At 67.4% G+C, this 24577-nt stretch carries 23 protein-coding genes; 11 read left to right on the top strand and 12 right to left on the bottom strand.

Annotated elements, in window-relative coordinates; all coding sequences use genetic code 11:
* Positions 1-205: 205 nt before the first annotated feature.
* Both NM2_RS43600 and NM2_RS43595 read left to right on the top strand, forming a co-directional pair.
* Positions 206-1045: an alpha/beta hydrolase gene (locus tag NM2_RS43600; protein WP_067682842.1), complete on the top strand. Its 840-nt coding sequence runs from the start codon at positions 206-208 to the stop codon at positions 1043-1045.
* Positions 1046-1054: 9 nt separating this feature from the next.
* Positions 1055-1516, top strand: a complete 462-nt coding sequence (locus NM2_RS43595) for a 6,7-dimethyl-8-ribityllumazine synthase (RefSeq protein ID WP_067682840.1) — start codon at positions 1055-1057, stop codon at positions 1514-1516.
* Between the two features lie 182 nt (positions 1517-1698).
* Here NM2_RS43595 and NM2_RS43590 read toward each other — a convergent pair whose 3' ends face one another.
* The 3 genes from NM2_RS43590 to NM2_RS43580 all read right to left on the bottom strand — a co-directional run bounded on the left by NM2_RS43590 (position 1699) and on the right by NM2_RS43580 (position 4784).
* Complete coding sequence (locus NM2_RS43590) at positions 1699-2094, bottom strand: YciI family protein (protein WP_245718532.1); 396 nt, start codon at positions 2092-2094, stop codon at positions 1699-1701.
* 131 nt (positions 2095-2225) lie between these two features.
* Positions 2226-3440: a serine hydrolase domain-containing protein gene (locus NM2_RS43585; protein ID WP_067682836.1), complete on the bottom strand. Its 1215-nt coding sequence runs from the start codon at positions 3438-3440 to the stop codon at positions 2226-2228.
* 48 nt (positions 3441-3488) lie between these two features.
* Positions 3489-4784: an MFS transporter gene (locus NM2_RS43580; RefSeq protein WP_067682834.1), complete on the bottom strand. Its 1296-nt coding sequence runs from the start codon at positions 4782-4784 to the stop codon at positions 3489-3491.
* 100 nt (positions 4785-4884) lie between these two features.
* Here NM2_RS43580 and NM2_RS43575 point away from each other — a divergent pair, with 100 nt between their 5' ends.
* Positions 4885-5490, top strand: a complete 606-nt coding sequence (locus tag NM2_RS43575; protein WP_157121843.1) for a TetR/AcrR family transcriptional regulator — start codon at positions 4885-4887, stop codon at positions 5488-5490.
* A complete protein-coding gene (locus tag NM2_RS43570; RefSeq protein WP_067682830.1) occupies positions 5487-5843 on the top strand; it encodes a DoxX family protein in 357 nt (118 codons plus the stop codon). Before NM2_RS43575 ends, NM2_RS43570 begins: the two co-directional genes overlap by 4 nt.
* Positions 5844-5877: 34 nt before the next feature.
* Here the strand turns inward: NM2_RS43570 and NM2_RS43565 are convergent, their stop codons facing one another.
* The 7 genes from NM2_RS43565 to NM2_RS43535 all read right to left on the bottom strand — a co-directional run bounded on the left by NM2_RS43565 (position 5878) and on the right by NM2_RS43535 (position 15490).
* The gene (locus tag NM2_RS43565; protein WP_245718531.1) at positions 5878-7251 is read right to left on the bottom strand and encodes a bifunctional lysylphosphatidylglycerol flippase/synthetase MprF; all 1374 of its coding nucleotides are present in this window, start codon (positions 7249-7251) and stop codon (positions 5878-5880) included.
* 399 nt (positions 7252-7650) lie between these two features.
* The gene (locus NM2_RS52295) at positions 7651-8169 is read right to left on the bottom strand and encodes a winged helix-turn-helix transcriptional regulator (RefSeq protein WP_067682828.1); all 519 of its coding nucleotides are present in this window, start codon (positions 8167-8169) and stop codon (positions 7651-7653) included.
* Between the two features lie 256 nt (positions 8170-8425).
* A complete protein-coding gene (locus NM2_RS43555; protein WP_067682826.1) occupies positions 8426-8857 on the bottom strand; it encodes a TA system VapC family ribonuclease toxin in 432 nt (143 codons plus the stop codon).
* Positions 8854-9096: a hypothetical protein gene (locus NM2_RS43550; protein ID WP_218026109.1), complete on the bottom strand. Its 243-nt coding sequence runs from the start codon at positions 9094-9096 to the stop codon at positions 8854-8856. Before NM2_RS43550 ends, NM2_RS43555 begins: the two co-directional genes overlap by 4 nt.
* 112 nt (positions 9097-9208) lie before the next feature.
* Entirely contained in the window at positions 9209-12223 is a 3015-nt protein-coding gene (locus NM2_RS43545) for a bifunctional [glutamine synthetase] adenylyltransferase/[glutamine synthetase]-adenylyl-L-tyrosine phosphorylase (RefSeq protein ID WP_067682824.1), read from the bottom strand.
* A gap of 123 nt (positions 12224-12346) precedes the next feature.
* Positions 12347-13687 (bottom strand): glutamine synthetase family protein, encoded by a 1341-nt coding sequence (locus NM2_RS43540; RefSeq protein ID WP_067682822.1) that lies wholly within the window; start codon positions 13685-13687, stop codon positions 12347-12349.
* 261 nt (positions 13688-13948) lie between these two features.
* Positions 13949-15490 carry an alpha/beta hydrolase gene (locus NM2_RS43535; protein WP_157121841.1) on the bottom strand — a complete coding sequence of 514 codons (1542 nt, stop codon included), beginning with the start codon at positions 15488-15490 and terminating at the stop codon, positions 13949-13951.
* A 143-nt stretch (positions 15491-15633) separates the two neighbouring features.
* Here NM2_RS43535 and panB point away from each other — a divergent pair, with 143 nt between their 5' ends.
* From panB to NM2_RS43510, 5 genes are all read left to right on the top strand, one after another.
* Positions 15634-16482, top strand: coding sequence for a 3-methyl-2-oxobutanoate hydroxymethyltransferase (panB, locus tag NM2_RS43530; protein WP_067682844.1), 849 nt, complete (start codon positions 15634-15636; stop codon positions 16480-16482).
* Between the two features lie 385 nt (positions 16483-16867).
* Positions 16868-17950 (top strand): DUF4185 domain-containing protein, encoded by a 1083-nt coding sequence (locus NM2_RS43525; RefSeq protein WP_067682820.1) that lies wholly within the window; start codon positions 16868-16870, stop codon positions 17948-17950.
* Between the two features lie 184 nt (positions 17951-18134).
* On the top strand, positions 18135-18560 hold the full coding sequence (locus NM2_RS52285; protein ID WP_245718530.1) for a hypothetical protein: 426 nt from the start codon (positions 18135-18137) through the stop codon (positions 18558-18560).
* Positions 18560-19519: a prolyl aminopeptidase gene (gene pip, locus NM2_RS43515; RefSeq protein WP_067682816.1), complete on the top strand. Its 960-nt coding sequence runs from the start codon at positions 18560-18562 to the stop codon at positions 19517-19519. The genes NM2_RS52285 and pip overlap by 1 nt, the downstream gene beginning before the upstream one ends.
* Positions 19519-20436 carry a CHAD domain-containing protein gene (locus NM2_RS43510; protein WP_067682814.1) on the top strand — a complete coding sequence of 306 codons (918 nt, stop codon included), beginning with the start codon at positions 19519-19521 and terminating at the stop codon, positions 20434-20436. The genes pip and NM2_RS43510 overlap by 1 nt, the downstream gene beginning before the upstream one ends.
* Before the next feature lie 72 nt (positions 20437-20508).
* On the opposite strand, the gene NM2_RS43505 is transcribed toward NM2_RS43510, so the two are convergent.
* Both NM2_RS43505 and NM2_RS43500 read right to left on the bottom strand, forming a co-directional pair.
* Positions 20509-20841 (bottom strand): hypothetical protein, encoded by a 333-nt coding sequence (locus NM2_RS43505; protein ID WP_067682812.1) that lies wholly within the window; start codon positions 20839-20841, stop codon positions 20509-20511.
* A gap of 769 nt (positions 20842-21610) precedes the next feature.
* Positions 21611-22198, bottom strand: coding sequence for a TetR/AcrR family transcriptional regulator (locus NM2_RS43500; protein ID WP_067682810.1), 588 nt, complete (start codon positions 22196-22198; stop codon positions 21611-21613).
* A 193-nt stretch (positions 22199-22391) separates the two neighbouring features.
* On the opposite strand from NM2_RS43500, the gene NM2_RS43495 reads away from it, so the two are divergent.
* Positions 22392-23369 (top strand): zinc-dependent alcohol dehydrogenase family protein, encoded by a 978-nt coding sequence (locus tag NM2_RS43495; RefSeq protein WP_067682809.1) that lies wholly within the window; start codon positions 22392-22394, stop codon positions 23367-23369.
* A gap of 81 nt (positions 23370-23450) precedes the next feature.
* Complete coding sequence (locus NM2_RS43490; RefSeq protein WP_067682808.1) at positions 23451-24374, top strand: alpha/beta hydrolase family protein; 924 nt, start codon at positions 23451-23453, stop codon at positions 24372-24374.
* Positions 24375-24577 lie beyond the last annotated feature (203 nt).

Below are 24577 nucleotides of genomic sequence, written 5' to 3'. Positions count from 1 at the left end.
CCTCCATATCGACACTCATCATCGGGAGCTGCCGCAGTGTTACAACGCCGAGCTCATCGAGTGGTTCCGCCCCGCACGGGACCGGGCTCACGGATCAGGGGCACAGCCGACACCGGACCCGCCCCGTCGTATCCCCTCCTCGGAACCATGCGCGCGGATAAATTGAACACGTGCGGCCGGAGACCGGCCCGATGGAAGGAGCGCGATGGTGCAGACCGAGACCGGTGAGTTCGACGGTCGTGGCGGGCGAGTCTTCTGGCGTGCCTGGATCCCCTCGGACCGGGTGCGCGCGGTGATCGCACTCGTGCACGGAGTCGCCGAACATTCCGGACGATACGACCACGTCGGAAAGCGCTTGGCGGACAGCGGTTTCGCGGTCTACGCACTCGACCACATCGGCCACGGGCGTTCGGCGGGGAGCAAGGCGAACATCGACTCGATCGACGGTGCGGCCGACAATGTCGCGGCGCTCCTGGACATCGCCTCCGAACGTCATCCCGACCTGCCACGCTTCGTCCTCGGGCACAGTATGGGCAGTCTGATCACCCTCTACCTGGCCACCCGCGCCCCGCTGGACGTCGCCGGAGTCGCGATTTCCGCACCCCCGCTTGACATCTCCGCGGGCAGCGCCCTACAGCGCGCCCTGGCCCCCGCGCTGAGCCGCTGGGCGCCGAATCTCGGTGTACTACAGCTGGATTCGTCGATGATCAGCCGCGACCCGGAAGTCGTTCGCGGCTACGACGCCGATCCCCTGGTGTTCAGCGGCAAACTCCCCGCCCGCACCGGCGCGGAGATCCTGCGGGCCACCGAGACCGTCACCGCCCGCCTGGACCGGCTGACCGTCCCGACCCTGGTCCTGCACGGCGCCGACGACGCCCTGGCCGCGCCGTCCAGCGCGGACACCGTCGAACAGCGCGCGGGTGCGAAGGATCTCACAGTCATCCGTTATCCGGGTCTCTACCACGAGATCTTCAACGAACCGGAGCAGGACGCGGTACTCGGCGACCTCGTCGGCTGGTTGGAGAAGCATCTGACCGGCGAGTAGCATCCGGCCATGAGCACTCCCACCGAGAGCCGCGTCGCCTTCATCCGCGCCAGCTGGCATCGCCCCATCGTGACCCAGGCGTACGAAGGTTTCCTCGCCGAATACCGTGACCTCGGCTTCGATCCGGCGACCGTCGAGGTTTTCGACGTGCCCGGGGCGTTCGAGATCCCGCTGCACGCGCAACGGCTGGCCCGCACCGGACGCTACAGCGCGATCGTGGCATCGGCCTTGGTCGTCGACGGCGGTATCTACCGCCACGAATTCGTCGCCTCGGCCGTCATCGACGGGCTCATGCGAGTGCAACTCGACAACGACGTCCCGGTGTTCTCGGTGGTGCTCACCCCGCACCACTTCCACGAGCACAGCGAGCACGTGAACTATTTCACCGAGCATTTCGTCACCAAGGGCGCCGAGGCGGCCCGCGCCCTCGCCACCACCCTCAGCTCACTGCGCAGCCTGCCGGTGAACTGAATTCCCGGCCGACTCGCGACCGCCGAGGCCGGCAGGTCCGCGCGGACACTCGGATACCGTTGTCGCGGAACGGTTTCGGCCTCTTTCGCGGCCTCGGCGGTGTCGAAATGCCCGTGGCGGCGGACCACCGCACCGATGACCTGCGGCAGCACGCGGCAGAACCTCGATCTCGGTGCGGGAGTTCACAATTCGTCGGCCGACTCCGCGATGGGCCGGATATCGGCATAGGCGTTGGCGACGGCGTCGGGTGGCCCCGGGCAGTCCCGCAGCCGCTCGGCGATCTCGGTGGCGCGGTCGAAACTCGCGCAGTCGACCACCCAGTATCCGGCCAATACCTCCTCGGTCTCGGCGAACGGCCCGTCGGTGACGAACGGCGTGCCGTCGCGATTGCCGATCCGGCGGGTGTGCACGGGCGCGGTCAGCCCGCGCGTCTCCACCAGTTCCCCGGACGCCTCCAGGTCCTGGTTGAACTTCGTCATGAACGCGTGCAACTCGGCGAAGTCCTGCGGCGACCAGGTGGATCCCCCGGACCCGCCCATTCCGTCGTAGTCCCGCTGCGATCCGTAGCTCAGAATCATGTACTTCACGGCGATCTCCTTTCGATCAGCACCCCTGCGGCGCCGTCACCGGGTACGTCGAAGCCGTGGTCCATTCTCGGACATCGCATCGCGCATTCTTCGGATTGCGGCGAAATCGCCGCCGAGGGCTGTCAGTCGCGCAGCGCCCGGTAGGTGAGGGTCAGGAAGTCCTCGCCCAGGGAGATCTGCCAGTCACCGGCCACGATGATGTTGGCGGCCTGCACGAACAACAACGCGACGAGATCGTGGCGCGGGTCGGCGACCCAGAAGGTGCCGAATCCACCGGGCCAGGACACCGTGCCGACTCCCGGGCCGGTCCCCTCCTGCCGCGTGCGGACCTGTACGCCGTAGCCGAAACCCTGTGCCTCCCACATGGTTTGACCCAGCGGCGGATTGAACGGCGGATCGGCGTGCTGAGCGGGCGTGAGACGATCGCGCGTCATCGCGTCCACGGTGTCCGCGGTCAGGACCCGCGTGCCGTCGAGTTCGCCGCGTCGCAGGATCATCCTGGCGAAGCGCGCGTAGTCGTCGACGGTGGACACCAGACCCGCACCGCCGGAGGCGAACAGCGGCGGCTGGGCCCATGCCGTGACGGCCGGGTGGTCCAGGACCTCGCCGTCGCGCGAGTACAGGACGGTCAGACGCTCCCGTTCGGATTCGGGCACCACGAATCCGGTGTCCACCATCCCCAGCGGCTCGAAGACCCGCTCGGCGAGCACCGTCTCGAACGGCTGACCGGTGATCCGGCCGATCAGCACGCCCAACACGTCCGAGGCCGTGTGGTAGCGCCACAGCTCGCCGGGCTGGGCGATGAGCGGCAGTTCGCCCAGGCGCCGCATCCACGCATCGGGATCCAGGGGTTCGACGCCGGGAATGCTCAGGGCGCTCGCGACCGGATCCGCGGTGAGCGAGAACAGTTGCGGCGCAAGGCTGGACCGTCCCCAGCCCAGGCCGAACCGGTAGGTGAGCAGATCCTCCAGGGTGATCGGCCGGGACGCGGGCACGACATCCTCGGGTGCGCCCAGCGGATCGCGCATGACCTTGCGATCGGCGAGTTCGGGCAGCCAGGGATCCACCGGGTCCGACAACCCGATGCGGCCCTGTTCGACGAGTTGCAGAGCGGCGACCGCGGTGAGGGGTTTGGTCATCGAGGCCATTCGGAACAGCGCGTCGCGCCGCATCGGCCGCCGCGCCTCGCGGTCCTGCCAGCCCGCGGTGTCCACCTGCGCGAGTTCGCCGCGCCGGTGGATCATGGCGACCAGACCCGCGACCTCACCGCGGTCGGCGTATCCCGCCAGCGTCTCACTCAGCTTCGCCAGGCCGTCCGCCGAAAACCCGTTCGCCACAACCGTTCCCCTTTCACCGTCGAGAGCGACAACCGGACGCGCGGCGGATTATTCCCGTCGCCGCAGCGCCAGGGCTCCCAGACCCGCGAGCACCATGTACACCCCGACCACCCACAGCCCGGCGCGCTGGGTGCCGGTGAGATCCTTCAGCCAGCCGGTGATGTACGGCGCGGCGAACCCGCTGATATTGCCCAGCGAGTTGATCAGCGCGATACCGCCCGCCGCGGCCGCGCCGGACAGGAAGGTGCTCGGCAACGCCCAGAAGGTGGGCAGCGCCGCGAGGACGCCGACCGCGCAGACGGTCACCGCGGTCATCGCCGCGAACGGGTTGCCCAGGTAGAGCGCGATGGGAATGGCCAGCCCGCCGATGACGGACGGCAGCGCGACATGCCACCGACGCTCCCCGGTCCGGTCGCCGTGCCTGCCCCACCACACCATCGCGAACGCGCCGATCACATACGGCACCGCCGTGATCAATCCGCGCTGCACCACCGAATAGTGGGTGCCGTACTGCTGCTGGAATCCGGCGATGATGGTCGGCAGGAAGAATCCCAGCGCGTACAGCCCGTAGGCGATGCCGCCGTAGATCGCGGCCAGGCCGAGAATGCGCGGATGGGTCAGCGCCCTGCGCAGCGTCCAGTGCTCGGCCGCGGCCAGTTCGGCCTCCTCGCGCGCGAGTTCGGTTGCCAGCCACTCTCTTTCGGGTGCGGTCAGCCAGCGCGCCTGCTCGGGACGATCGGTCAGGTAGAACCAGGTGAGCACGGCCAGAATCAACGCCGGGACACCTTCGACCAGGAACATGAACCGCCAGCCGGTCAGCCCGAGGACGCCGTCGCCGTACTGGATCACCAGACTCGACAGCGTGGAGCCGACCGCCGTGGAGATCGGCACCGCCACCATGAACATCGCGACGATCCGGGCGCGATACCGCTGCGGGAACCAGTACGTCAGATACAGCAGAATGCCCGGGAAGAATCCGGCTTCGGCCACACCGAGCAGGAATCGCAGCACGATCAGCACGGTCGCGTTCGGCACGAACACCATCGCGGTCGCGATGACGCCCCAGCTCAACATGATTCGCGCCATCCAGCGGCGCGCGCCGAACCGGTGCAAGGCCAGATTGCTCGGCACCTCGAGCACCAGATAGCCGAGGAAGAAGATGCCCGAGGCGAATCCGAACACCGTCTCGGACAGGGCGAGATCGTGTTTCATCCCGCTGGGACCGGCGAAACCGATGTTCACCCGGTCCAGATAGTTCACGAAATACAGCAGACCCAGGAACGGCACCAAGCGCAGGCCGACCTTGCGCAGCGTGGTCCGGGAGACATCGGTGGCTTCGAACACCTGCGTACTGTCATGTCCGGATTGCCGGATGTCAAGGGGTGTCGACTACCCCTGCCCACATACGGAACCAATAGTTCCGTTATCTGCTACATTCGGAACCGTGAGTTCCGGAATGAATGAGCCACGGCTGGGCAGGCCCTTGTCCGCCGAGACCGATCGCGCCGTCCGGGCAGCCACGCTCGCCCTGCTGGGCGAAGTCGGCTACGCGGGTCTGCGCGTGCAGGACGTGGCGACCCGCGCGGGCGTCGGCAAGGCCGCGCTCTACCGGCGATGGCCGTCCAAGGCCGCATTGGCGATGCATCACCTGATCGGCGATCTGGCGCCCCGGACCTATCGCGACACCGGCAGCCTGCGCGGCGATCTGCGGGAGCTGGCGGCGGATTTCGTCAATCGGATGGCGAGCCCCCGGGTGCATGCCGTCCTGCCGGAGATCTTCGCCGACCTGCTGCACGAACAGTCGCTGCAGACCGTTTTCGAGGAGGTCTGCATCGCGCCCGAGCAGGACCTCATCCAGCGGACGGCCGAACGCGCGGTCGAACGCGGTGAGCTCACCACCGCCCCGGACGTGCGCTGGGCACACGCGCAGTTCTCCGGTCCGGTGTTCCTGTGGCTGTATCTGCTCGGCGGACACGGCGACGCCGCACTGATCGACCGGGTCGCGGACTCCGTACACGCGACCTGGATCAACGAAGGGAAGAGAACATGAACGGCTGGCTGTGGGCCGGGCAGATCATTCTGGCCGCCGCATTCGTCCTCGGCGGCGGCGCGAAGATCGTCCTGCCGAAGGAGAAACTGCGCCCGATGATGCCCTGGGTGGACGACATGTCCGCCAACGCGGTGCGCGGCATCGGCGCGATCGAGGTGATCGGCGGGGCCGGGGCCGTACTGCCCTGGGCGACCGGCATCGCCCCGGTCCTGACGCCGATCGCGGCGGTCGGCCTGGCGCTGGTCATGGTGGGCGGTTTCATCACTCATGCCCGGCGCGACGAGTACTCGCGCACGCCGTCCAATCTCGTCCTGTTCGTCATCGCCGTCCTGGTGGCGATCGGCCGATTCTGAAGTTCGGCGGCGGGCCGCGTATCCGGCCCGCCGCTCAGATCTGCTTGCGGTGCGGGACGAACTCGAGGGTCAGCAGGGCCGCGGCGGTGAAGACGATCTCGCGCCAGCGGATCAGGACGAATCGCTGGTTGCCGAAGGAGTTGAACTTGCGCAGGAAGCGGAACAGCGATTCGAGCCGGATCATCGGGTCCAGGACGCGCGCGAGCAGGTAGAGCGCCTCGCGCGAACGGGTGCGCTGCTTATCGCTGTACAACTCCGGGAACGCCGCGAAGGCCAGCGAGATGCGCTGTATGCCGCGGTCGCGGCCGTAGCCGACCAGGTCCACGATCATGCGTTCGTCCAGGCCGTTCGGGGCGTCCTTGCGCCGCCACGGCACGTCCAGGCTCAGCTCGCTGCCGTGATTGGCCTCGCCGTATCGCTGGAAGCCGACGACCCGGCCGTCGCTGTCGCGGGCGATCACCACGAGCATGCCGGGATGACGGCCGTCCAGCAGATGATCCAGGATCATCGAGAATCCGCGGGTCTGGCGGCCGTGATGCCATTCGTCGACGATCGCGAACAGGGTCCGGCGCAGAGATTCGCTCAATTCCCGCTCGGGGATGATCTCGGTGCTCACCCCGAAGTTGCGGGTGCGGCTCACCGCCTGACGCAGATTGCGGAATTTGCGGCCCACCATGTCGAAGCCGTCGACCTCGACGACCACATCGCGTCCGATCGGAATCGAGTGCAGCCCACGGTGTTCCGCAGCCCGCGTCCGCCACAGCTCGCACACCTCCGGACTCGCGCCCAGCACGGCGATCCGCCAGCCGTGCGCCATGGCGAATGCGGAGAACTGGGCGATGAGCGTCCCGTACACCGCGCGGTCGCCGACCGGATCACCGGCCACGACCGCGATGCCGAACCGGGTGCGGTACCCGATGGCCGCGGCGGAGGACGCGTCGAAGAAGTACGACTTGGACGAGTGCATCGCGAACGGCGCGAGCGGATCACCCGCGGTCGCGTCGACCAGCGCCGCCACCCGCAGCCGGTGTTCGGGCTGCGGGCGTGAACCCTGCGGCAGCATCATGATGAATCCGGTCGAGGCCAGGAAGACGAAGCCGACCGCCGGATGCTCCGCGCGATACGCGATGTTCGACATGCCGAGCACGATCACCGCGACGGTGACGTGCGGCAACGTGATCGGCCGCCGCAGATGCAGCCCGCGCGCCACGAACAGCCCCGACAGCGAGGCGGCCACGAACCAGCCGCGATCCACACCCTCGCGCGAGGCCCGATCGGCCGCGTACACCAGCACCACGCCGACCAGCAGCAGCACCACGATCAGCGGTAACCGCACCGCGCGGGTGGGGGTGAGAACAACCTGCCGGTAAGTGCGATAACCGGCGACCGCCGAGTTGATGTCCGCCACGTCACAACCCCCGCTGAGGCAGGGATTCGAGCTGGTGGGCGTGCTGCACGTCCACGAACATCCTCGACATGGTGGTCCTCCCGATGGTCGCGTCCTGACGAACACACTATGCGGAACGCAGGTTCCGGGTCGCTGGGCCCCATCAGTTCGGCGGCCCGGCGGCCCGCACCGCCCGTCGATCCCGGTGATTCCCTCGTCTCGGCGCCCACCCGCCGATCCGGACATGACTCGGCGGCGCAGTCGCATGCGCCTCGTAATAACCGATATCGCGAGAAACTTGTTCCCCGCAACAGGTTTATGTGTTGTCCCACACTGCAATACAATGACTATTCTAAAACAGCAAATAACGGGCAATCCACCCTCGCTAACACAGCCCAGCCTCGCGCACGCAATCCGACCTCAAATCAGCCCCACCTGCGCTTTCAGCAAATTCTCAGGAAGCCGGGCCGATACCGAACAGAGACCCGATCGCCACCCGCACGCCACCCGCGGAACCACCGCGAGGCGCGATTCGACCGAGCCGGGCAACGCGAGAGGAACAGACCCTGTGAACTTCCTCTCAGCCATATCCCGCCGGGACCGCGATGTAGCCTCCCCCGCACGGCGAGCCCCCAGCGAGAATCCGGCCGCCCTCGAGGTGCCGGACTCGAACGAGCCGGACGACCATCGCCAGTTCGATCTCCCGTCGTCACGATCATTCTTCGTGCAGTAGTTCTTCCGCGACAGTTCTTCCGCGACGTCGTTCTGCGCGGCGAGCAGCTCATCGCCGGGATCGTCGATCCATGCGCCCAGTGCCGTCATCGGTCCGGCGACCAGACTGGCCCCCAGGTCGGTCAAGCCGTACTCGACGCGCGGTGGCGCCTGCGCGTATCCGCGGCGTTCGATCAGACCGTGCCCGAGCAGGCGGTGCAGCGCCACGTGCCGACGCGATAGCACGCCCGACAAACTGCCGCTGAATCGGACTCCCGGGCACAGGTGTTGTGCCGCAAGGCATCCAACCGTCCTGGTCAAGGGATACCGCAAGCCCGCTCATCAGCGACGTCCGGTGGCACAGTGGCTCGTTCCGGCCCATCGTCACGACAGGAGCTGGTACAGCACCTGTCCCCAGGTCGACCATGCCTTCTCGAACTCGACCCCGGTGGTCGCGGCGGTGCCCAGCGCCGGGGCGCTGTCGTCAGATCAATGGGTTACTCGTGCGCAGACGCGGGAATCGGCCGAAATCGCGGTCGGCGGACCATAATTCCCGCACGCCGTGACCGACGCACAGCGCTGCGATGCGCGCATCGTGCACCATCGGGCCGATTGCCTGCCCGTCGACGAGCAACGCGCGCAATACGGTCCAGTGCATGTCGGACTCACTCAGCAGCACCAGCGACGGCGAGGCGAGCCACGCCTCGATCTGATCGATCGCCTGCTGGATGGTGCTGGGCGGCGAATAGACGCGACGGTGAGTCACGATCGAGTAGAACTCGTGCACACACGGCCAGGGTATTGCCCAGTGACTCGGCGACTCGGCCAGAGCGCGAATCTGCTCCGCCGCACGCTCGTGGAACGGCGAGTCCTGTCGGTGCGCATACACCAGCAGGTTCGTGTCGATCGCGATCACGCACCGACTCCATAGGACGCATCCCGAATCTCTGCCCACGACGCGCCCTGGAACTCGGCTTGCAACCCGTTGCCCGGCACGCTGGCATCGCGCAGCCGAAAGTCGCCGCTCGCACGCCGTGTATCGAGCACCGTGCGCAGCCCCTCCTCGAGGAGAGTGCGCAGTGCGACTCCATGCTGATGAGCGTATTCACGCGCCTCGCTCAGCAGTGCATCCGCGATCTCTACCGTCGTCTTCATATGGGTAACAATATCACGCAACCCATACGCCCATACCGAGCGATCAGCAGAGCTGGGCCGCACGATCCGATATCACCGCAACGGTGCGCCCAGGCGTGTCCGTGCCGGGTGCTCACTCCCCTCCGAAAACACGCTCCACGACGGTCTTCGCCCGCCGAGTCACACGCATGTAGTGATCCAGGAATTCGCTGCCGTCGTCGTTGGGCCACCCCGCGACGCGGGCCACGGCCGAGAGCAGGCGGCCCGGGCCCGGGAGCTGGTCGGCGGATTTGCCGCGAACCAGGACCAGGGCGTTGCGGGCCTTGGTGGCGGTCAGCCAGGCGTCGCGCAGCAGGGCGACGTCGTCGGCGTCGAGGAGGTCGGCGGCTTGGATGGCATCCAGGGATTGCAGGGTGGAGGTGTTGTGCAGGGACTGGACCTCGTGGGCGTGACGCAGCTGCATCAGCTGAACGGTCCACTCGATGTCGGCGAGGCCGCCGCGGCCGAGCTTGGTGTGGGTGGCCGGGTTCGCGCCGCGCGGCAGACGTTCGGAGTCCACCCGGGCCTTGATGCGGCGGATCTCACGCACCGCGTCGGCCGAGACGCCACCGGCCGGGTAGCGGACCGCATCGATGACGTGCAGGAATCGCAGTCCGAGCCGCTGATCACCGGCTACCTGGTGGGCGCGCAGCAGGGCCTGCACCTCCCAGGACTGGGCCCACTGGCGGTAGTACGCGTCGTAGGCGGCCAGGGTGCGAACCAGGGCGCCGTTGCGGCCCTCGGGGCGCAAACCGGCGTCGACCTGCAGGGGCGGATCGGTACTCGGTGCGCCGAGCAGCCGCTGCACCTGGTCGGCGATGCCGATCGACCATTTCACCGCGACCGTCTCGTCCGCGCCGGGACGCGGATCGCAGACGAACAGCACATCCGCGTCCGAGCCGTACCCCAGCTCCAGGCCGCCCAGGCGGCCCATGCCGATCACCGCGAAATCCGCGGGAGCTTCGTGCCCCATCTCGGCCTCGCTCGCGCGGATCACCGCGCGCAGCGACGCCTCCAGCACCGCCACCCACACCGAGGACAGCGCCGAGCACACCTGCGGCACCTCGAGCATGCCCAGGACATCGGCGGACGCGACGCGCGCCAATTCGTGACGACGCAGCGAACGAGCCGTTGCCACAGCACGTTTGGGATCCTCGTAGCGGGCCGCGCCGGACATGATCCCGCCGCGCACATCCGCGGCCTTCGGGCTCAGCAGCAGCGGACCGCTAGGGCCGTCGGCGAACATGCGGATCGTCTCGGGCGCGTTGATCAGCAGATCGGGCAGATAGGCCGAAGAACCCAGCACGATCATCAGCCGCTGCGCGATCGCGCCCTCGTCCCGCAGCTCGCGCAGGAACCAGGTCTGGTCGTCCAGTCCCTCGGACACCCTGCGGTAGGCCAGCAGCCCCTGATCCGGATTGGACGTCTCGCCCAGCCACTCCAGCAACGTCGGCAACAGCAGCGCCTGGATCCGTCCCTTGCGGCCGACCTCGTTGGTCAGCGCCTTGAGATGACTCAGGGCGTTCTCGGGATCCGCGTAACCCAGCGCCGCGAGCTGCCGGACCGCCGCGGCCGGACTCAACCGCAACGCGTCGGCGTCCAGCCGCGCCACCGAATCGAGCAGCGGCCGATAGAACAACTTCGCGTGCAGCCGACGCACCCGCACCGCATTGCGCTTGATCTCACTGGCCAGCACGCCCACCGCGTCCTGCCGCCCGTCCGGGCGCATATGCGCCGCGCGGGCCAGCCAGCGCATCCCCTCCTCGTCGTCGAAGGCGGGCAGGGTGTGGGTGCGCTTGAGCCGCTGCAGTTGCAGACGATGCTCGAGCAATCGCAGGAACTCGTACGAGGCGGTCAGATTCGCCGCGTCGTCCCGGCCCACATAGCCGCGATCGGCCAGCGCGGTCAGCGCCTCCACCGTGCCCTGCACGTGCAGCGACTCATCGGCCTTACCGTGTACCAGCTGCAACAGCTGCACCGCGAACTCGACGTCGCGCAGACTGCCGTGGCCCAGCTTGAGTTCGCGTTCGCGCAGATCCTCCGGGACCAGATCCTCCACCCGGCGCCGCATCGCCTGCACATCGGCGACGAAGTCGGGCCGCTCCGAGGCGGTCCAGACCATCGGCATCAGCGCGGCGCGATACTGCTCGCCCAACTCCAGATCACCCGTGGCGGGACGATTCTTCAACAGCGCCTGGAACTCCCAGGTCCGCGCCCAGCGCTTGTAGTACGCGATATGCGAGTCCAGCGTGCGCACCAGCGCACCGGCCTTGCCCTCGGGCCGCAGCGCCGCATCCACCTCGAAGAACGCGCTCGAGGCCACCGACATCATCTCCGCGGCCAACCGGCTGGCGGTGGCGTCGGCGGGCTCGGCGACGAAGATGACATCGACGTCGGAGACGTAATTCAGTTCGCGCGCACCGCATTTGCCCATCGCGACCACCGCGAGGCGCACCGGCACCGGCTGCTCCGGACACACCCGCGCGACCGCGACCGACAGCGCCGCGGTCAGCGCCGCGTCGGCCAGATCGGTCAGCTGCGTGCCCACCTGCTGATACGGCAGCACCGGTTCGTTCTCCACGGTGGCGGCCAGATCGATCGCCGCCAGCAGCATCAGCTGATCGCGATAACGCTTGCGCAGCAACGCGACTGCCTCCGGCCCCGAGACCTCGGCGCGATACAGCATCGGCCCGGCGCACTCTCCGGTCTCCGGCACCGCGCGCACCGCCTCGAGCAGATCGGCGATCAGCTCGTCGCGACCGGGCAGCTCCTTGCGCCGCAACAGCTGCCAGCATTCGGGATCGGCCACCAGGTGGTCGGCGAACGCACTGGACGAGCCGATCAGCGAGAACAGCCTGCCGCGCACCGAGGTATCGGTGCGCAAGACCGAATCCAGTGCCGCCCAACCCGTTCCGAGCTGCTCACGTAACCGGATCAGGGTCAGCAGCGCCAGATCGGCGTCAGGGGACCGGGACAGCGCCCACAGCACGGGAATGCTTTCGACGTTGTCCCACGCCAACTCTCGCAGTGACTGCGCCGCGGTCGGCTCGAGAAGTCCGAGCCGACCGACGCCGGGCACTACCGGACGGGCGGTCGGTGGCCGTACCATGCTGCCAAAATTACACGGTCACACCGCACCGCCGCCGCCGCATACCCAGGTTCCGAGAAATTGTTCTCGCTTCGTGGCACGGCCCGTGCGACGGGCGAACTTCTCGCATCGAACACGAAACGGCTACAGCCCGAGGTACTCCCTGAGTTCGAAGGGCGTCACCTGCGCGCGATATCCGGCCCACTCCCGACGCTTGTTGCGCAGGAAGAAGTCGAACACATGCTCGCCGAGCGTCTCGGCGACCAGCTCGGAGCGCTCCATCACCCGCAGCGCGTCCTCCAGGCTGGTCGGCAGCTCCTTGAAGCCCATCGCGCGGCGCTCGGCCGCGGTCAGCGCCCACACGTCGTCCTCCGCCTCCGGCGGCAGGTTGTAGCCCTTCTCGATTCCGCGCAGACCCGCGGCCAGCAACACCGCGAAGGTCAGATACGGGTTGCAGGCCGAGTCGGGGCTGCGCACCTCGACCCGCCGCGAGGAGGACTTGTTCGGGGTGTACATCGGAACCCGCACCAGCGCAGAACGATTCGACCGGCCCCAGGACGCCGCGGTGGGCGCCTCACCGCCGTGCACGAGCCGCTTGTAGGAGTTCACCCACTGGTTGGTGACCGCGCTGATCTCCGGCGCGTGCTCGAGGATGCCCGCGATGAAAGCCCGCGCGGTCTCGGACAGGTTGTTCGGATCGTCCGGATCGGCGAAGGCGTTGGCCTCGCCCTCGAACAGGCTCAGATGCGTGTGCATGGCCGAGCCGGGATGCTCCGGGAACGGCTTGGGCATGAACGTCGCGCGCACGCCCTCGTCGATCGCCACCTCCTTGATCAGGTAGCGGAAGGTCATCACGTTGTCGGCCATGGACAGCGCGTCGGCGTAGCGCAGGTCGATCTCCTGCTGGCCGGGCGCGCCCTCGTGATGGCTGAACTCCACCGAGATCCCCATCGACTCCAGCGCGTCGATGGCGTGCCGGCGGAAGTTCGGCGCGGAATCGTGCACCGCCTGGTCGAAGAAGCCGCCGGTGTCCGCGGGGATCGGCGGGGTGCCGTCCTGCGGACTGTCCTGCAACAGGAAGAACTCGATCTCCGGATGTACGTAGCAGCTGAAGCCCAGGTCACCGGCCTTGTTCAGCTGACGCCGCAGGACGTGGCGCGGATCGGCCCACGACGGCGAGCCGTCCGGCATCGCGATGTCGCAGAACATCCGGGCCGAATGCTGATGGCCCTTGCTCGTCGACCAGGGCAGTACCTGGAACGTGGACGGATCCGGCTTGGCGACCATATCGGCCTCCGAGACCCGGGCGAAGCCCTCGATGGCCGAACCGTCGAACCCGATGCCCTCCTCGAAGGCGCCCTCGAGCTCGGCGGGAGCGATCGCCACCGACTTCAGATACCCGAGCACATCGGTGAACCAGAGTCGTACGAACCGGATGTCCCGTTCCTCCAGTGTGCGCAGCACGAATTCCTTCTGGCGATCCATAAGCGCGAGCGTAAGCATCCGGCGTTAAATCCGTGTTACATGGCTCTGTTTTTTGGCCTCCGCTTCGCTCCGGCGTGTTCGCGGCCCCGAAGGCTCGCCGTTCAGCCCTCGAGACTCGGGCTTCGCCCATGCGCTTCGCGGGCTGAACGGCGAGCCGGCCGCGAACGGTCGCTCGAAGGCTCGCTCCTTGCGGGGCCGGGAGAGCACGCAACTTACGGTGTCACCTGAATGTGATCCGCCTCGGCGTGTCGGGCGGACTGGTCATCCGCAAGTTAGTCCCGCGGCGGGCTGTTTCAGGTCGATCAGGTAGCTGGTGACCGCGTCGTCCACGCACGGCACGCCGCCGGACAGGAATACCGTGTGCCGGGTGCCGCGGTTGGTGATCAGGTCCGCGCCGAGTTGCTGGGCCAGGTCCACACCCGACTGGTACGGGGTCGCCGGATCGTTGGTGGTGGAGATGACCACCGTCTTGGGCAGGCCCGGAATCGAGAGCTTGTGCGGGTTCTCGGTGTTGGGAACCGGCCAGAACGCGCACATCTCCAGCGGAGCCTGGCTGGTGCCGTGCCCGTCGTCCAGGAACGGGGCGACCTTGCGGTACTGGGCGTCCTCCTGCGCGGCCACGGCGCGATCCTTGATCGCCGGATCGTCGACGCAGTGGATCGCCAGGAACGCGTCCTGGGAATTGTCGTAGGTGCCGTCCTTGGCGCGGCCGTCGTACAGATCGGCCAGGCGCAGCAGGACATCACCCTGGCCGTTGCGCAGCTGGGTCAGTCCGGCGGACAGCAGATCCCAGTTGTCGCTGGCGTAGAGGGTGTTCTGCACACCGGTGACCGCGTCGCCGTAGGTCAGCTGGCGGCCCTCCTTGGTCGGCGCCGGGTGATCCCACAGCGGGTCGACCAGTTTCTGGAACGCGGCCGTCGCCTGTGCCGGATCGGCGCCCAGCGGGCAGTCGGTCTTCTGCACACAGCTCTGCACGTACATGTCGAAGGCCTTCTGGAAGCCCGCGGCCTGATCGATCGACTCCTGCTGCGGCTGCTGCTCGGGATCGACCGCGCCGTCCAACACCATCGCGCGCACCTTGTCCGGGAACTTCTCCGCGTAGGTGTAACCGAGGCGGGTGCCGTACGAGTAGCCGACGTAGGTCAGTTGCGGATCACCCAGGACACCCCGAATGATGTCCATGTCCTGCACCACCTCGCGAGTTCCCACGTGGGCCAGGAAGTCATTGCCCGTGCGCTGGGTGCAGTGCTCGGCGAACTGCTTGTCCTCGGTCTCCTGCGCGGCGATTCCGGCGGCGTCGTTGTTCTTGGGGGCCTCGGCGCGCTGCTCGTCCCACTCCTTGCCGGTCAGGCATTTGATCAGCGGTGTCGAGTTGCCCGTGCCGCGCGGGTCGAAGCCGATCCGGTCGAAACGCTGCGCCAGCGGCGTGCCCTGCCCCTGCTGCACCATCCAGAGCCCGGCCTCGCCCGGACCGCCCGGATTGAACATCAGCGAGCCGATCTTCGGCCCCGTCGCCCTGATCCGCGAGACCGCGATCTGCGCCGTCGCGCCCGTGGGATTGCCGTAGTCGACCGGAACCGTGACGTGCGCGCACTCGGCGGCCTTGGGCATTCGCTCGTCCGCGCTGCCGAACCCGGCACAGCTGCCCCACTCGGGGGTCTGCTTGTAGAACTTCTCCAGCGCCGCCGCCGACGGCGTCGACGAGGACTGGACGGACTGCTCCTTGGACGACGTGGAGCAGGCGGCAGCCACACAAACCAGGGCCAGAACCGCAGCGACACGACCGGATCGCAACAACGACATGGCGACGATCCTTGCATCCGAACCTGTGTGACGAAGTCCATGGTGTAGCGCCCTTCGCCGGGTGTCTGCCCGGTGGCATGCTGGGAGAGTCATATCAACCCGGGGACCCGCTGGGCCTCGAGGAATCGACGAAAGGGACGATGATGTCCACGAACGATGCGGAAACCCCTGCTTACGGCGCTGCGCCGCAGACTTCCCGGCGGAAGACGCGAGTGCAGCATCTACAGCAGATGAAAGCCGCCGGGGACAAGTGGGCGATGCTCACCGCCTACGACTACTCCACGGCGAAACTGTTCGAAGAGGCCGGAATTCCCGTGCTGCTGATCGGCGATTCGGCGGCCAACGTCGTCTACGGCTACGACACGACCGTGCCGATCACCGTGGACGAGCTGATTCCCTTGGTGCGCGGCGTGGTTCGCGGTGCGCCGCACGCGCTGGTGGTCGCGGATCTGCCGTTCGGCAGTTACGAGGGCTCGCCGCAGCAGGCCCTGGCCACCGCCATCCGGTTCATGAAGGAGGGCGGCGCGCACGCGGTGAAACTCGAAGGCGGCGAACGTGTTTCGGACACGATCGCCACTCTGGTAGCCGCGGGGATCCCGGTGATGGCGCATATCGGCTTCACCCCGCAGAGCGTCAACACCCTGGGCGGGTTCCGGGTGCAGGGCCGCGGCGACGCCGCCGACCAGCTCATCGCCGACGCGATCGCGGTCCAGGAGGCCGGGGCGTTCTCGGTGGTCATGGAGATGGTGCCGGCCGAACTGGCCGGACAGGTCACCCGCAAGCTGACCATTCCCACCGTCGGCATCGGCGCCGGCGCGGACTGCGACGCCCAGGTCCTGGTCTGGCAGGACATGGCCGCGTACACCAGCGGTAAGACGGCACGTTTCGTCAAGCATTTCGCCCAGGTCGGCGACCAGCTGCGCACCGCCGCGGCCACGTATCTCGACGAGGTGCGACGCGGGGTGTTCCCGGGGCCGGAACACTCCTTCTGAGCCTGCGCGCACACATCCGGACGGTCCGTGCGGTACTCGCGGACCGTCCGGTCCGTGTCCGGCAGCGCCCGTAACACTCGGCACGGCACCCGCACCGCGAAACCCGAACTCGGACATCGCGATCCGCATCCGGCCACCGCGCGAGGGCCGCGACGGTTCGGTGCCGGAGCGGCACGCCCGAGAGGGGCCGGCAGGTTTCGCGATGACGTTCGGGGGGAAATGTCCGGCTACCGCGTCGTCATCGGCGCGGCGTCGGCATGCGTGCCGAGAAGTACGATGCGAGTACGCCGTTCGCGGATAGTCCTGCTCCGGTCGACGACGTCGCGTCACGGGCGAGGTATCGACCGCGCCCGCCTGTCGAACCTGATGAAGGAGGGGGCTGTCCATGGCCCAGAACGGCACGTATCTCTGTGACAATCAGGGCGATTCGGCCGCTGGTTACGGACTCGGGTCGGGTGATCTGGGTATTCCGTTCCAGTTGCCCGACCGCACCTGGGGTTACGTGTTCGGTGACTGTTTCGCCGGACAGGAGTCCTCGGATCCGTACCTCGGCAGCCCGGTGATGCTGTACCAGAAGACATTCGACGCTTCCGGCGAGACGGCGATCACGTTCACCGGATCGCAGCCCAGCTCGAAAGTGTCCCAGCTGTTCGACTATCAGCACCGGGCCGACAACGGTTTCGGCACCGAGGTCAGCCGAATCCCCAACGACGCAATCAGTTTGAGCCAGGACGGCCGCGATCGCCTGTTCATCCAGTACACCTCGGTCGCCCAGTGGGTCGCACCGGGCAGCGCCGACGACGGCTCACTGCAGGGCGGCGTCGCGTATTCCGACGACGGCGGCGGGAGCTGGAAGGATTTCGATCAGCACTGGCCGGGCAGCGCCAAGGGCAGCAACGGCAGCCTGGAACTGATGTGGAGTTTCGCCGGCGTCGACCCCGACGGCTATCTCTACATCTTCAGCAAGGCGTGGAACGGCAGCCACAACTACGCCGGCGACGGCGGCCGGATCCAGCTGTTCCGCTACCGGCCCGAGGATTTCTTCGAGGGCAATTTCGCCGCGCGCGAGAACTGGGTCTACCAGAACGACACCTGGCAGTGGCTGTCCGCCGCGACGGCGGAGGCGAGCTCGATCTTCGGTTCCGGCAACAATATCGGCGAGTTCTCGGTGAAGCGGATCGGCGGGGTCTACGTGATGAGCTATTTCGACGCCACCGACTACAGCATCCGCACCCGCACCGCACCCCGCCCGGACCAGATCTGGTCCGACCCGAAGACGCAGGTGGTCGGTGACCGAGGCTTGTCGCCGTCGCGATGGAAGACACCGGTGCTGAAGAATCTCTACGGCGGCTACATCCATCCGGGCAGCACCGATTCGTCGAATCTGACGTTGATCATCAGCGCCTGGGACGGCACCGCCGGCCACCGGCCCTACACCGCGACCCAGTGGTCCGGCCTGTCGGCCTGACCGACGTCCCGCGAATCCCGCACCACCTTCGGGACCGGATGAGGTCTCGAAGGTGGTGTCGCGATCGCCCACGGTGGCAGACTCGATGCCGACGGATACGAATTTCCCACAAGAACAAGACGAATACGAGTAAAGGGTGCAGATGTCGCAGAGCCGTTGGATGACTCGCGGAACGCTCGGGTCCATGGGGATCGCGGCGGCGGTGGTGATGATCGCCGGATGTGGATCGAGCGGCACACCGGCCCCGGCGGGATCCAGCGGTCCGGCCTCGTCCACCTCGGCCTCGGCCGCCGCCACCGCCACCCCGTCCTCGGCCGTCAACACCGCACCGCAGCCCGACCCGGGCGATCCGATCGCCCAGAAGCTGTGCGACGAAATCAAGCCGCAGCTGTCGGACTGGCGGGTGCAGGGCCCCTCGCTCGGCGGCACCGCGCTCAATATCGCCGTGCACGAGTGGGCACTGCGCAACGGCGGGCTCGCCCTGAGCGCCCGCGTCCTGGGCGACAAGGCGATGATCGATCGAATCACGACCAAGACCTGTCCCGACGTCCGCACCGAGGCGCTGCAGGCACTGAACCTGCCGAACTTCGCCTCGGGCATCCTGTTCTGATGCGCACCCTGTACCCGCCCCTGGAGGTCAACCGGCACGGCATGCTGGACGTCGGCGACGGCCAGCGACTGTACTGGGAGGAGAGCGGTAATCCGGACGGCAAGCCGGTGGTCTTCCTGCACGGCGGCCCCGGCGGCGCGACCGCCCCGTTCCACCGGCAGTTCTTCGATCCGCAGGCGTACCGGATCGTGCTGTTCGATCAGCGCGGTTGCGGCCGCTCCGCACCGCACATCGCCGACGGCGCGAGCCTGGAGACCAACACCACCTGGAATCTGGTCGCCGATATCGAGCGGCTGCGCACCCATCTGGGCGTCGAACGCTGGCAGGTGTTCGGCGGATCGTGGGGTTCCACCCTCGCGCTGGCCTACGCGCAGACCCATCCCGACCGCGTCACCGAACTCGTGCTGCGCGGGATATTCCTGTTGCGGCGCAAGGAGATCGACTGGTACTACAACGGCGCGGCCGGATACGTGTACCCGGACGAGTGGGAGAAGTACCTCGCCCCGGTGCCCTCGGACGAGCGCGACGGCGACCTGGTGAGCGTCTACCACCGCCTGCTGCACTCCCCCGACGAGGCGGTCGCGACCGCCGCCGCGATCGCCTGGACCACCTGGGAAAGCTCCACCAGTGCCCTACTGCCGCAACCGGATCGGGTCGCCGAGACCGCAGAACCGCGTTTCGCCCTGGCCTTCGCTCGCATCGAGAATCATTACTTCGTGAACGGCGGATTCCTCGACGAGGGGCAGTTGCTGCGCGATATCGACCGCATCGCCCATATTCCCGGCGTCATCGTGCAGGGGCGTCACGATATCGTGTGCCCGGCCGTGAGCGCCTGGGATCTGCACCGGGCCTGGCCGCAATCGCAACTGCACATCGTTTCCGACGCCGGCCATGCGGCCAGCGAGCCCGGGATAACCCATCACCTCATCGAAGCCACCGATAAGTTCCGGGAGGTCTGATGGCCGATACAGCAGGTTCCGCACTCACCACCGTGCTCGACGACGACGTCGAACGCCTGTTGCGCGCCGAACCCGCGGTGCGCCGCGACGCACCGGATTCGGTGCACGCGATGCGGGTGGCCACCCGTCGGCTGCGCAGTGTGCTGCGGTCCTACCGTCGTCTGCTCGAGCCCGGCCGCGTCCGCGAGATCCGCGACGAATTACGCTGGCTGGCAGGCATTCTCGGAGTCGCCCGGGATGCCGAGGTGCGCGGTGATCGCTTCGCGGCCCTGCTCGAGGAATACCGCGGCGACTCCGACGCGGACAATCCGGACGACCCGGCCGAGGCTCTGCGCAGCACGGTGGCGGAACTGGTGGACAACGAACGCACGGCCTACGCCGCCGCGTACGCGGTAGTTCTGGTCGAGCTCGACGACGACCGCTACGCGAACCTGCGCCAGGCGCTGCTGGACCTGCGCAGCGCTCCCCCGCTGGTGGCGCGTCGCGCGGAGGCCGAGGCCAGCCGGGCGTTCGGCAAAGTGCTGCGCGCCGACTTCGACGAACTGCACCTGATGGTGGACCGGGAAATCACGATGCGCGCGGATCCGGCGATCAGTGAGGACGAGCGCATTGAGCACCTGCACGAGATTCGCAAGTCCGCCAAGCGATTACGCTACTGTTCGGAGGCGGCCGCCGACGTCCTGGGCGGCCCCGCGGCCGAATTGGCCCTGCGCGCCAAGAAATTACAGACCGTGCTCGGCGATCACCGCGACGCGGTGGAGGCCATGGCGGCCATCCGGACCGCCGCCGCTCACACCGGAAACCCCGACACCTCCCCCTTCGACCGCCTCTACGAATCCGAGGCGGCGGCGGCTCGCAAGGCCCTCGAACAATATTCCGCCGCAGCCGATTTCGCCCGACAACGCGACAGGAACTGACGACTCGCCCTGGAAACCTTTCGGGCCGACCCGGGACCAGGAGTCCGAGGTCGGCCCGAATTCGGTTCGCGCTTACTGCAATGCGAGCATGGAGCCGTTGAGCTGCTCCACCGGTCCGTAGACCGTGAACACGACCCGTCCGTCCGGATACTGCGACGACAGATCCGCCGCCGAATCGAGTGCCTGACCGAAGGACGCGGCGGACGGATGGGGAAGGATCCCGATCGTCTGCCCGATGTGGGTCTGGTGCACCCACTGGGTGTCACCCGGGGTGAGGTCGACCTGGACCCCACCGGGCAGCGGCGTGAGCGCGAACGCGGACGCGGACCCCGCTCCCATCACGGCCAAAACCGAAGCGGCCCCGGCGATCAACGCACCGGCCACCAACTTGCGAACTACACGCATATAAACAGAACCTGCTTTCCGACGTTCGTTGACACCCTTTGATTTCACCGCCACCCCCGACGGGGAAACATCCAACGCGCAATACTTTATGACGTCAGTCACGGTCCGGCCAGTTCGGAGCGGATCGCCGCGCCAAACACGCCGATAACGATCGAATATCGGCCCGATCCGCCGGATTCGGGACAGTCCCGAATCGCCCTTTCGCGCACCCGTTCGAACCGCAGGGCCTCGAAAGCCTGCGCGTTCGGTACATTTCCGGCGACTGCGACCAGACCCCCTCATCCTTCCCCATGATGGTGTGCGCCTGGTGTGCGCCAGAGCGGCGCGCCGTCCCATACAGAGCGGTCGGATCGGCGTGGCACGGGTGACGACCCTGCGTCCGCAAGAGCGGATCGATATGACCGAACAGAAGAGCAGACCGCTCAGTTCGGGCGCTCATCGCGACCGGAACAGGTAATTCCGGCCCGATTCCAGCACCTTTCTGCACGGATGGCTCCGCACTGTTACTGTGACCCAGGCATTCACAGGGCTGCCCTGTCTGCCCCGCTATGTCCGAATGCGACACCGTACTGCCGACACATGAGGAGTTCCGCACCGTATGTCGTCCATCGTCTACGACTACCTGTTGCCGTTGCTCGGCCCCGAAGAGGCCACCCACTGGGCCCAGATCCTGGTGATCAGCCCGGCCGGCTGACGACACAGTCTGTCGAACCGACGTCGACGGCGGTCTCCCACCCGGAGACCGCCGTCGACGTTTTCGGCCCGCTGCTCAGTCCACCCGGCGCAGTCCGGCGATCAGGAGTCCGACCAGATGCCGCGCGTCGTATCCGGGCCGCCCGCCACCCGCACACAGCCCCCCTGCCCCGCGCATGAGTTCCAGGGCATTCTGACCGGGCAGTATCTCTCCCGAATCGACTGCGGCAGAGAGCAATTGGGCGCACACGGGTTCGAGTCGCTCGAGGAAATACGCGTGCAGCGGATCGAAACAGGGATCCTCGGATTGCAGGACCGTGGCGAGTCCGTGTTTGGTGACCAGGAAATCGACGAAGCGGTCCATCCATTGCCGCAGCGCGATATGCGGCGTCGCACCGCTTTCCAATAGTTCCGGCCCGGCCTCGGCGAGCGCCTCGACCTGATGCCGATACACCGCGATGATCAGATCGGCCCGGGTCGGGAAGTGACGGTAGATCGTGGCCGTCCCGACCCCCGCCTCGGCGGCGATATCGCGAATCGGCGCTTCGACTCCCGAGGTGACGAAAACCGCGGCGGCCGCATCCAGTAGCGCGGCCTCGTTGCGTCGCGCATCGGCCCGTTTGGGCTTGACCGAACCTCTGCCGTGCCGCTCGTCATCGCTCACGCGCGCCGTCCTCCACCACTCGCATTGCTAAACGGGACAGTGTCCCGTATCTTTAATCGGGACGACGTCCCGTTTCTTCATGATGCCAGAGCAGCGACCGGCGGCCAAGCGCCCGGGCTGCCCACATACCCATACTCCGCGCGGCGCACACCGACCCCGCCGCCCGAAATGCCCTGCCGAGAAGGGAATTCCCATGCCACGAGTCGTGATCTTCGACGAGACCGGCGATCCCGATGTGCTGCACATCGTCGAGGAGCCGATCGCCGATCCCGGAGCGGGCGAGGTCCGGATCAGGATCGAGGCCTTCGGTGTCAACCGGCTCGACCAGATGGCGCGCGCGGGCGCATCTCCGCGACCCATCCGATTGCCGCACGCCCGGCTCGGCATCGAGGGCACCGGCGTGATCGACGCCGTCGGCCCGGACGTCGAGGGGATCGAGGTCGGCGACGCGGTGATGATCGCGGCGCTGCCCGATGCGGACGTCCGCGGCGCCTACGCCGACTACACCGTCGTCCCGGTCACCGCGGTCGTCCCCCGGCCCCCGGGCGCGAGCGCCATCGATGCGGCCGCGCTGTGGGTGTCCTATTCCACCGCCTATGGCGCGCTGGTCGAAAAGGCCGGGATGCGGCCGGGCGACCATGTTCTGATCACCGCGGCCTCCAGTTCGGTCGGGCTGGCCGCCATTCAGATCGCCAACCAGATCGGGGCCGTTCCGATCGCGGTCACCAGCCATTCCGCCAAGAAGGACGCCTTACTCGCCGCCAGAGCCGCCACCGTCATCGCCACCGACGAGGAGAACGTCGCCGAGGCCGCGCGACGTCACACCGGCGGGGTCGGGGTGGACATCATCCTCGATTCGGTCATGGGCCCCGGCCTGGCGGAACTCGCCACGGCCGCCAAGTTCGGCGGCACATTGATCACGGCGGGATGGCTGGACCCGCGGCCCGCGTCGTTCCCAGTGGGCGCACTGACCATCTACCGGTACATGAGCTTCGAGCACACCCTCGATCCGGTCGTGGTGCGCCGCATTGCCGCATTCCTGAGTGCCGGACTGCGTTTCGGCGCACTGAAGCCCACCATCGACAAAGTGTTCGCCTTCGAGGACGTCGTCGAGGCGCATCGCCATCTGGAGAAGGGACAGCAGATCGGCAAGATCGTCGTCACCGTCTGAATCCCGCTATCCGCCCGCACGTCCACGGACACTGCGAAACCCATTGTCCGCGTTGATCATCCGCCGAAAGGATACGGTCTCATGACCGATCTCGATATTTCCCCCGCCGCACCGGTCGTCTCGGTGAAGCCGATAGTCCTGCCCGCGCCGGGCCGCGGCGACGACCTCCGGGTCCGGGTGTCCGCGCCCGCGACCGGGGACGACCTGCCGATCATCGTGTTCTCGCACGGCTTCGGCTCGTCACTGGACGGTTACGGTCCGCTGACGGATTTCTGGGCGGCGCACGGTTTCGTGGTCGTCCAGCCCACCCACCTCGATTCGCGGACGCTGGGCCTGGCGCCGAACGATCCTCGTACACCACGGATCTGGCGTTATCGGGTCGAGGATCTGAAGCGCGCCCTGGACAACCTCGACCTCCTCGAGGCCGCGGTCCCGGGCCTGGCCGGACGCCTGGATCGAACCCGCATCGCCGCGGCCGGACACTCCTTCGGCGGGCAGAGCGCGGGCGTATTGCTGGGTCTGCGGGTCCTGGATCCGGAGACCGGAGACCGGGAAGATCTGTCCGATCCGCGGATCACCGCAGGCGTTCTGCTGGCCACTGCCGGTAAAGGCGGTGCCGATCTGAGTTCGTTCGCGGCCGAGCACTTTCCCTTCATGAACCCGGATTTCTCCGCCATGCGCACCCCGGCGCTGATCGTCATGGGCGACCGGGACGACTCACCGATGACCGTGCGGGGACCGGACTGGACGGCCGACCCGTACGTGCTGAGCCCCGGTGACAAGAGCCTGCTCACACTGTTCGACGCAGAGCACTCCCTGGGCGGAATCGCCGGTTACGAGGCCAAGGAGACAACCGACGAGAGCCCCGAGAGAGTCACCCTGATCCAGCAACTCACCTCTGCCTATCTTCGCTACGCACTGGACATCGAGGATTCCGGTTGGGCCATGGCACGCAAGACGTTGTCGGAGAGCCCTGATCCGTTGGGGCGCATCGAATCCAAGTGATCTCCCGGCTCGCCGCGCACCGGTCGGCCGGTGCGCGGCGATACCGTTCCGATCAGCTCGACAGATCGTCGATCGTCGCGGATTCGTTGCGGGACAGGGTGATTCCCAGATTGGCGGCGGTCCGGTCCAGATCGTCCTCGTCATGGCTCAATTCGACCGCGGACCCGTCGGTGGAGAGCACCTCGACGTTCAGGCACAGCGCC

Source organism: Nocardia miyunensis NBRC 108239, from assembly GCF_001613065.1.
Lineage (GTDB): Bacteria > Actinomycetota > Actinomycetes > Mycobacteriales > Mycobacteriaceae > Nocardia > Nocardia miyunensis.
This window is presented reverse-complemented; position numbering and strand designations above follow the sequence as displayed.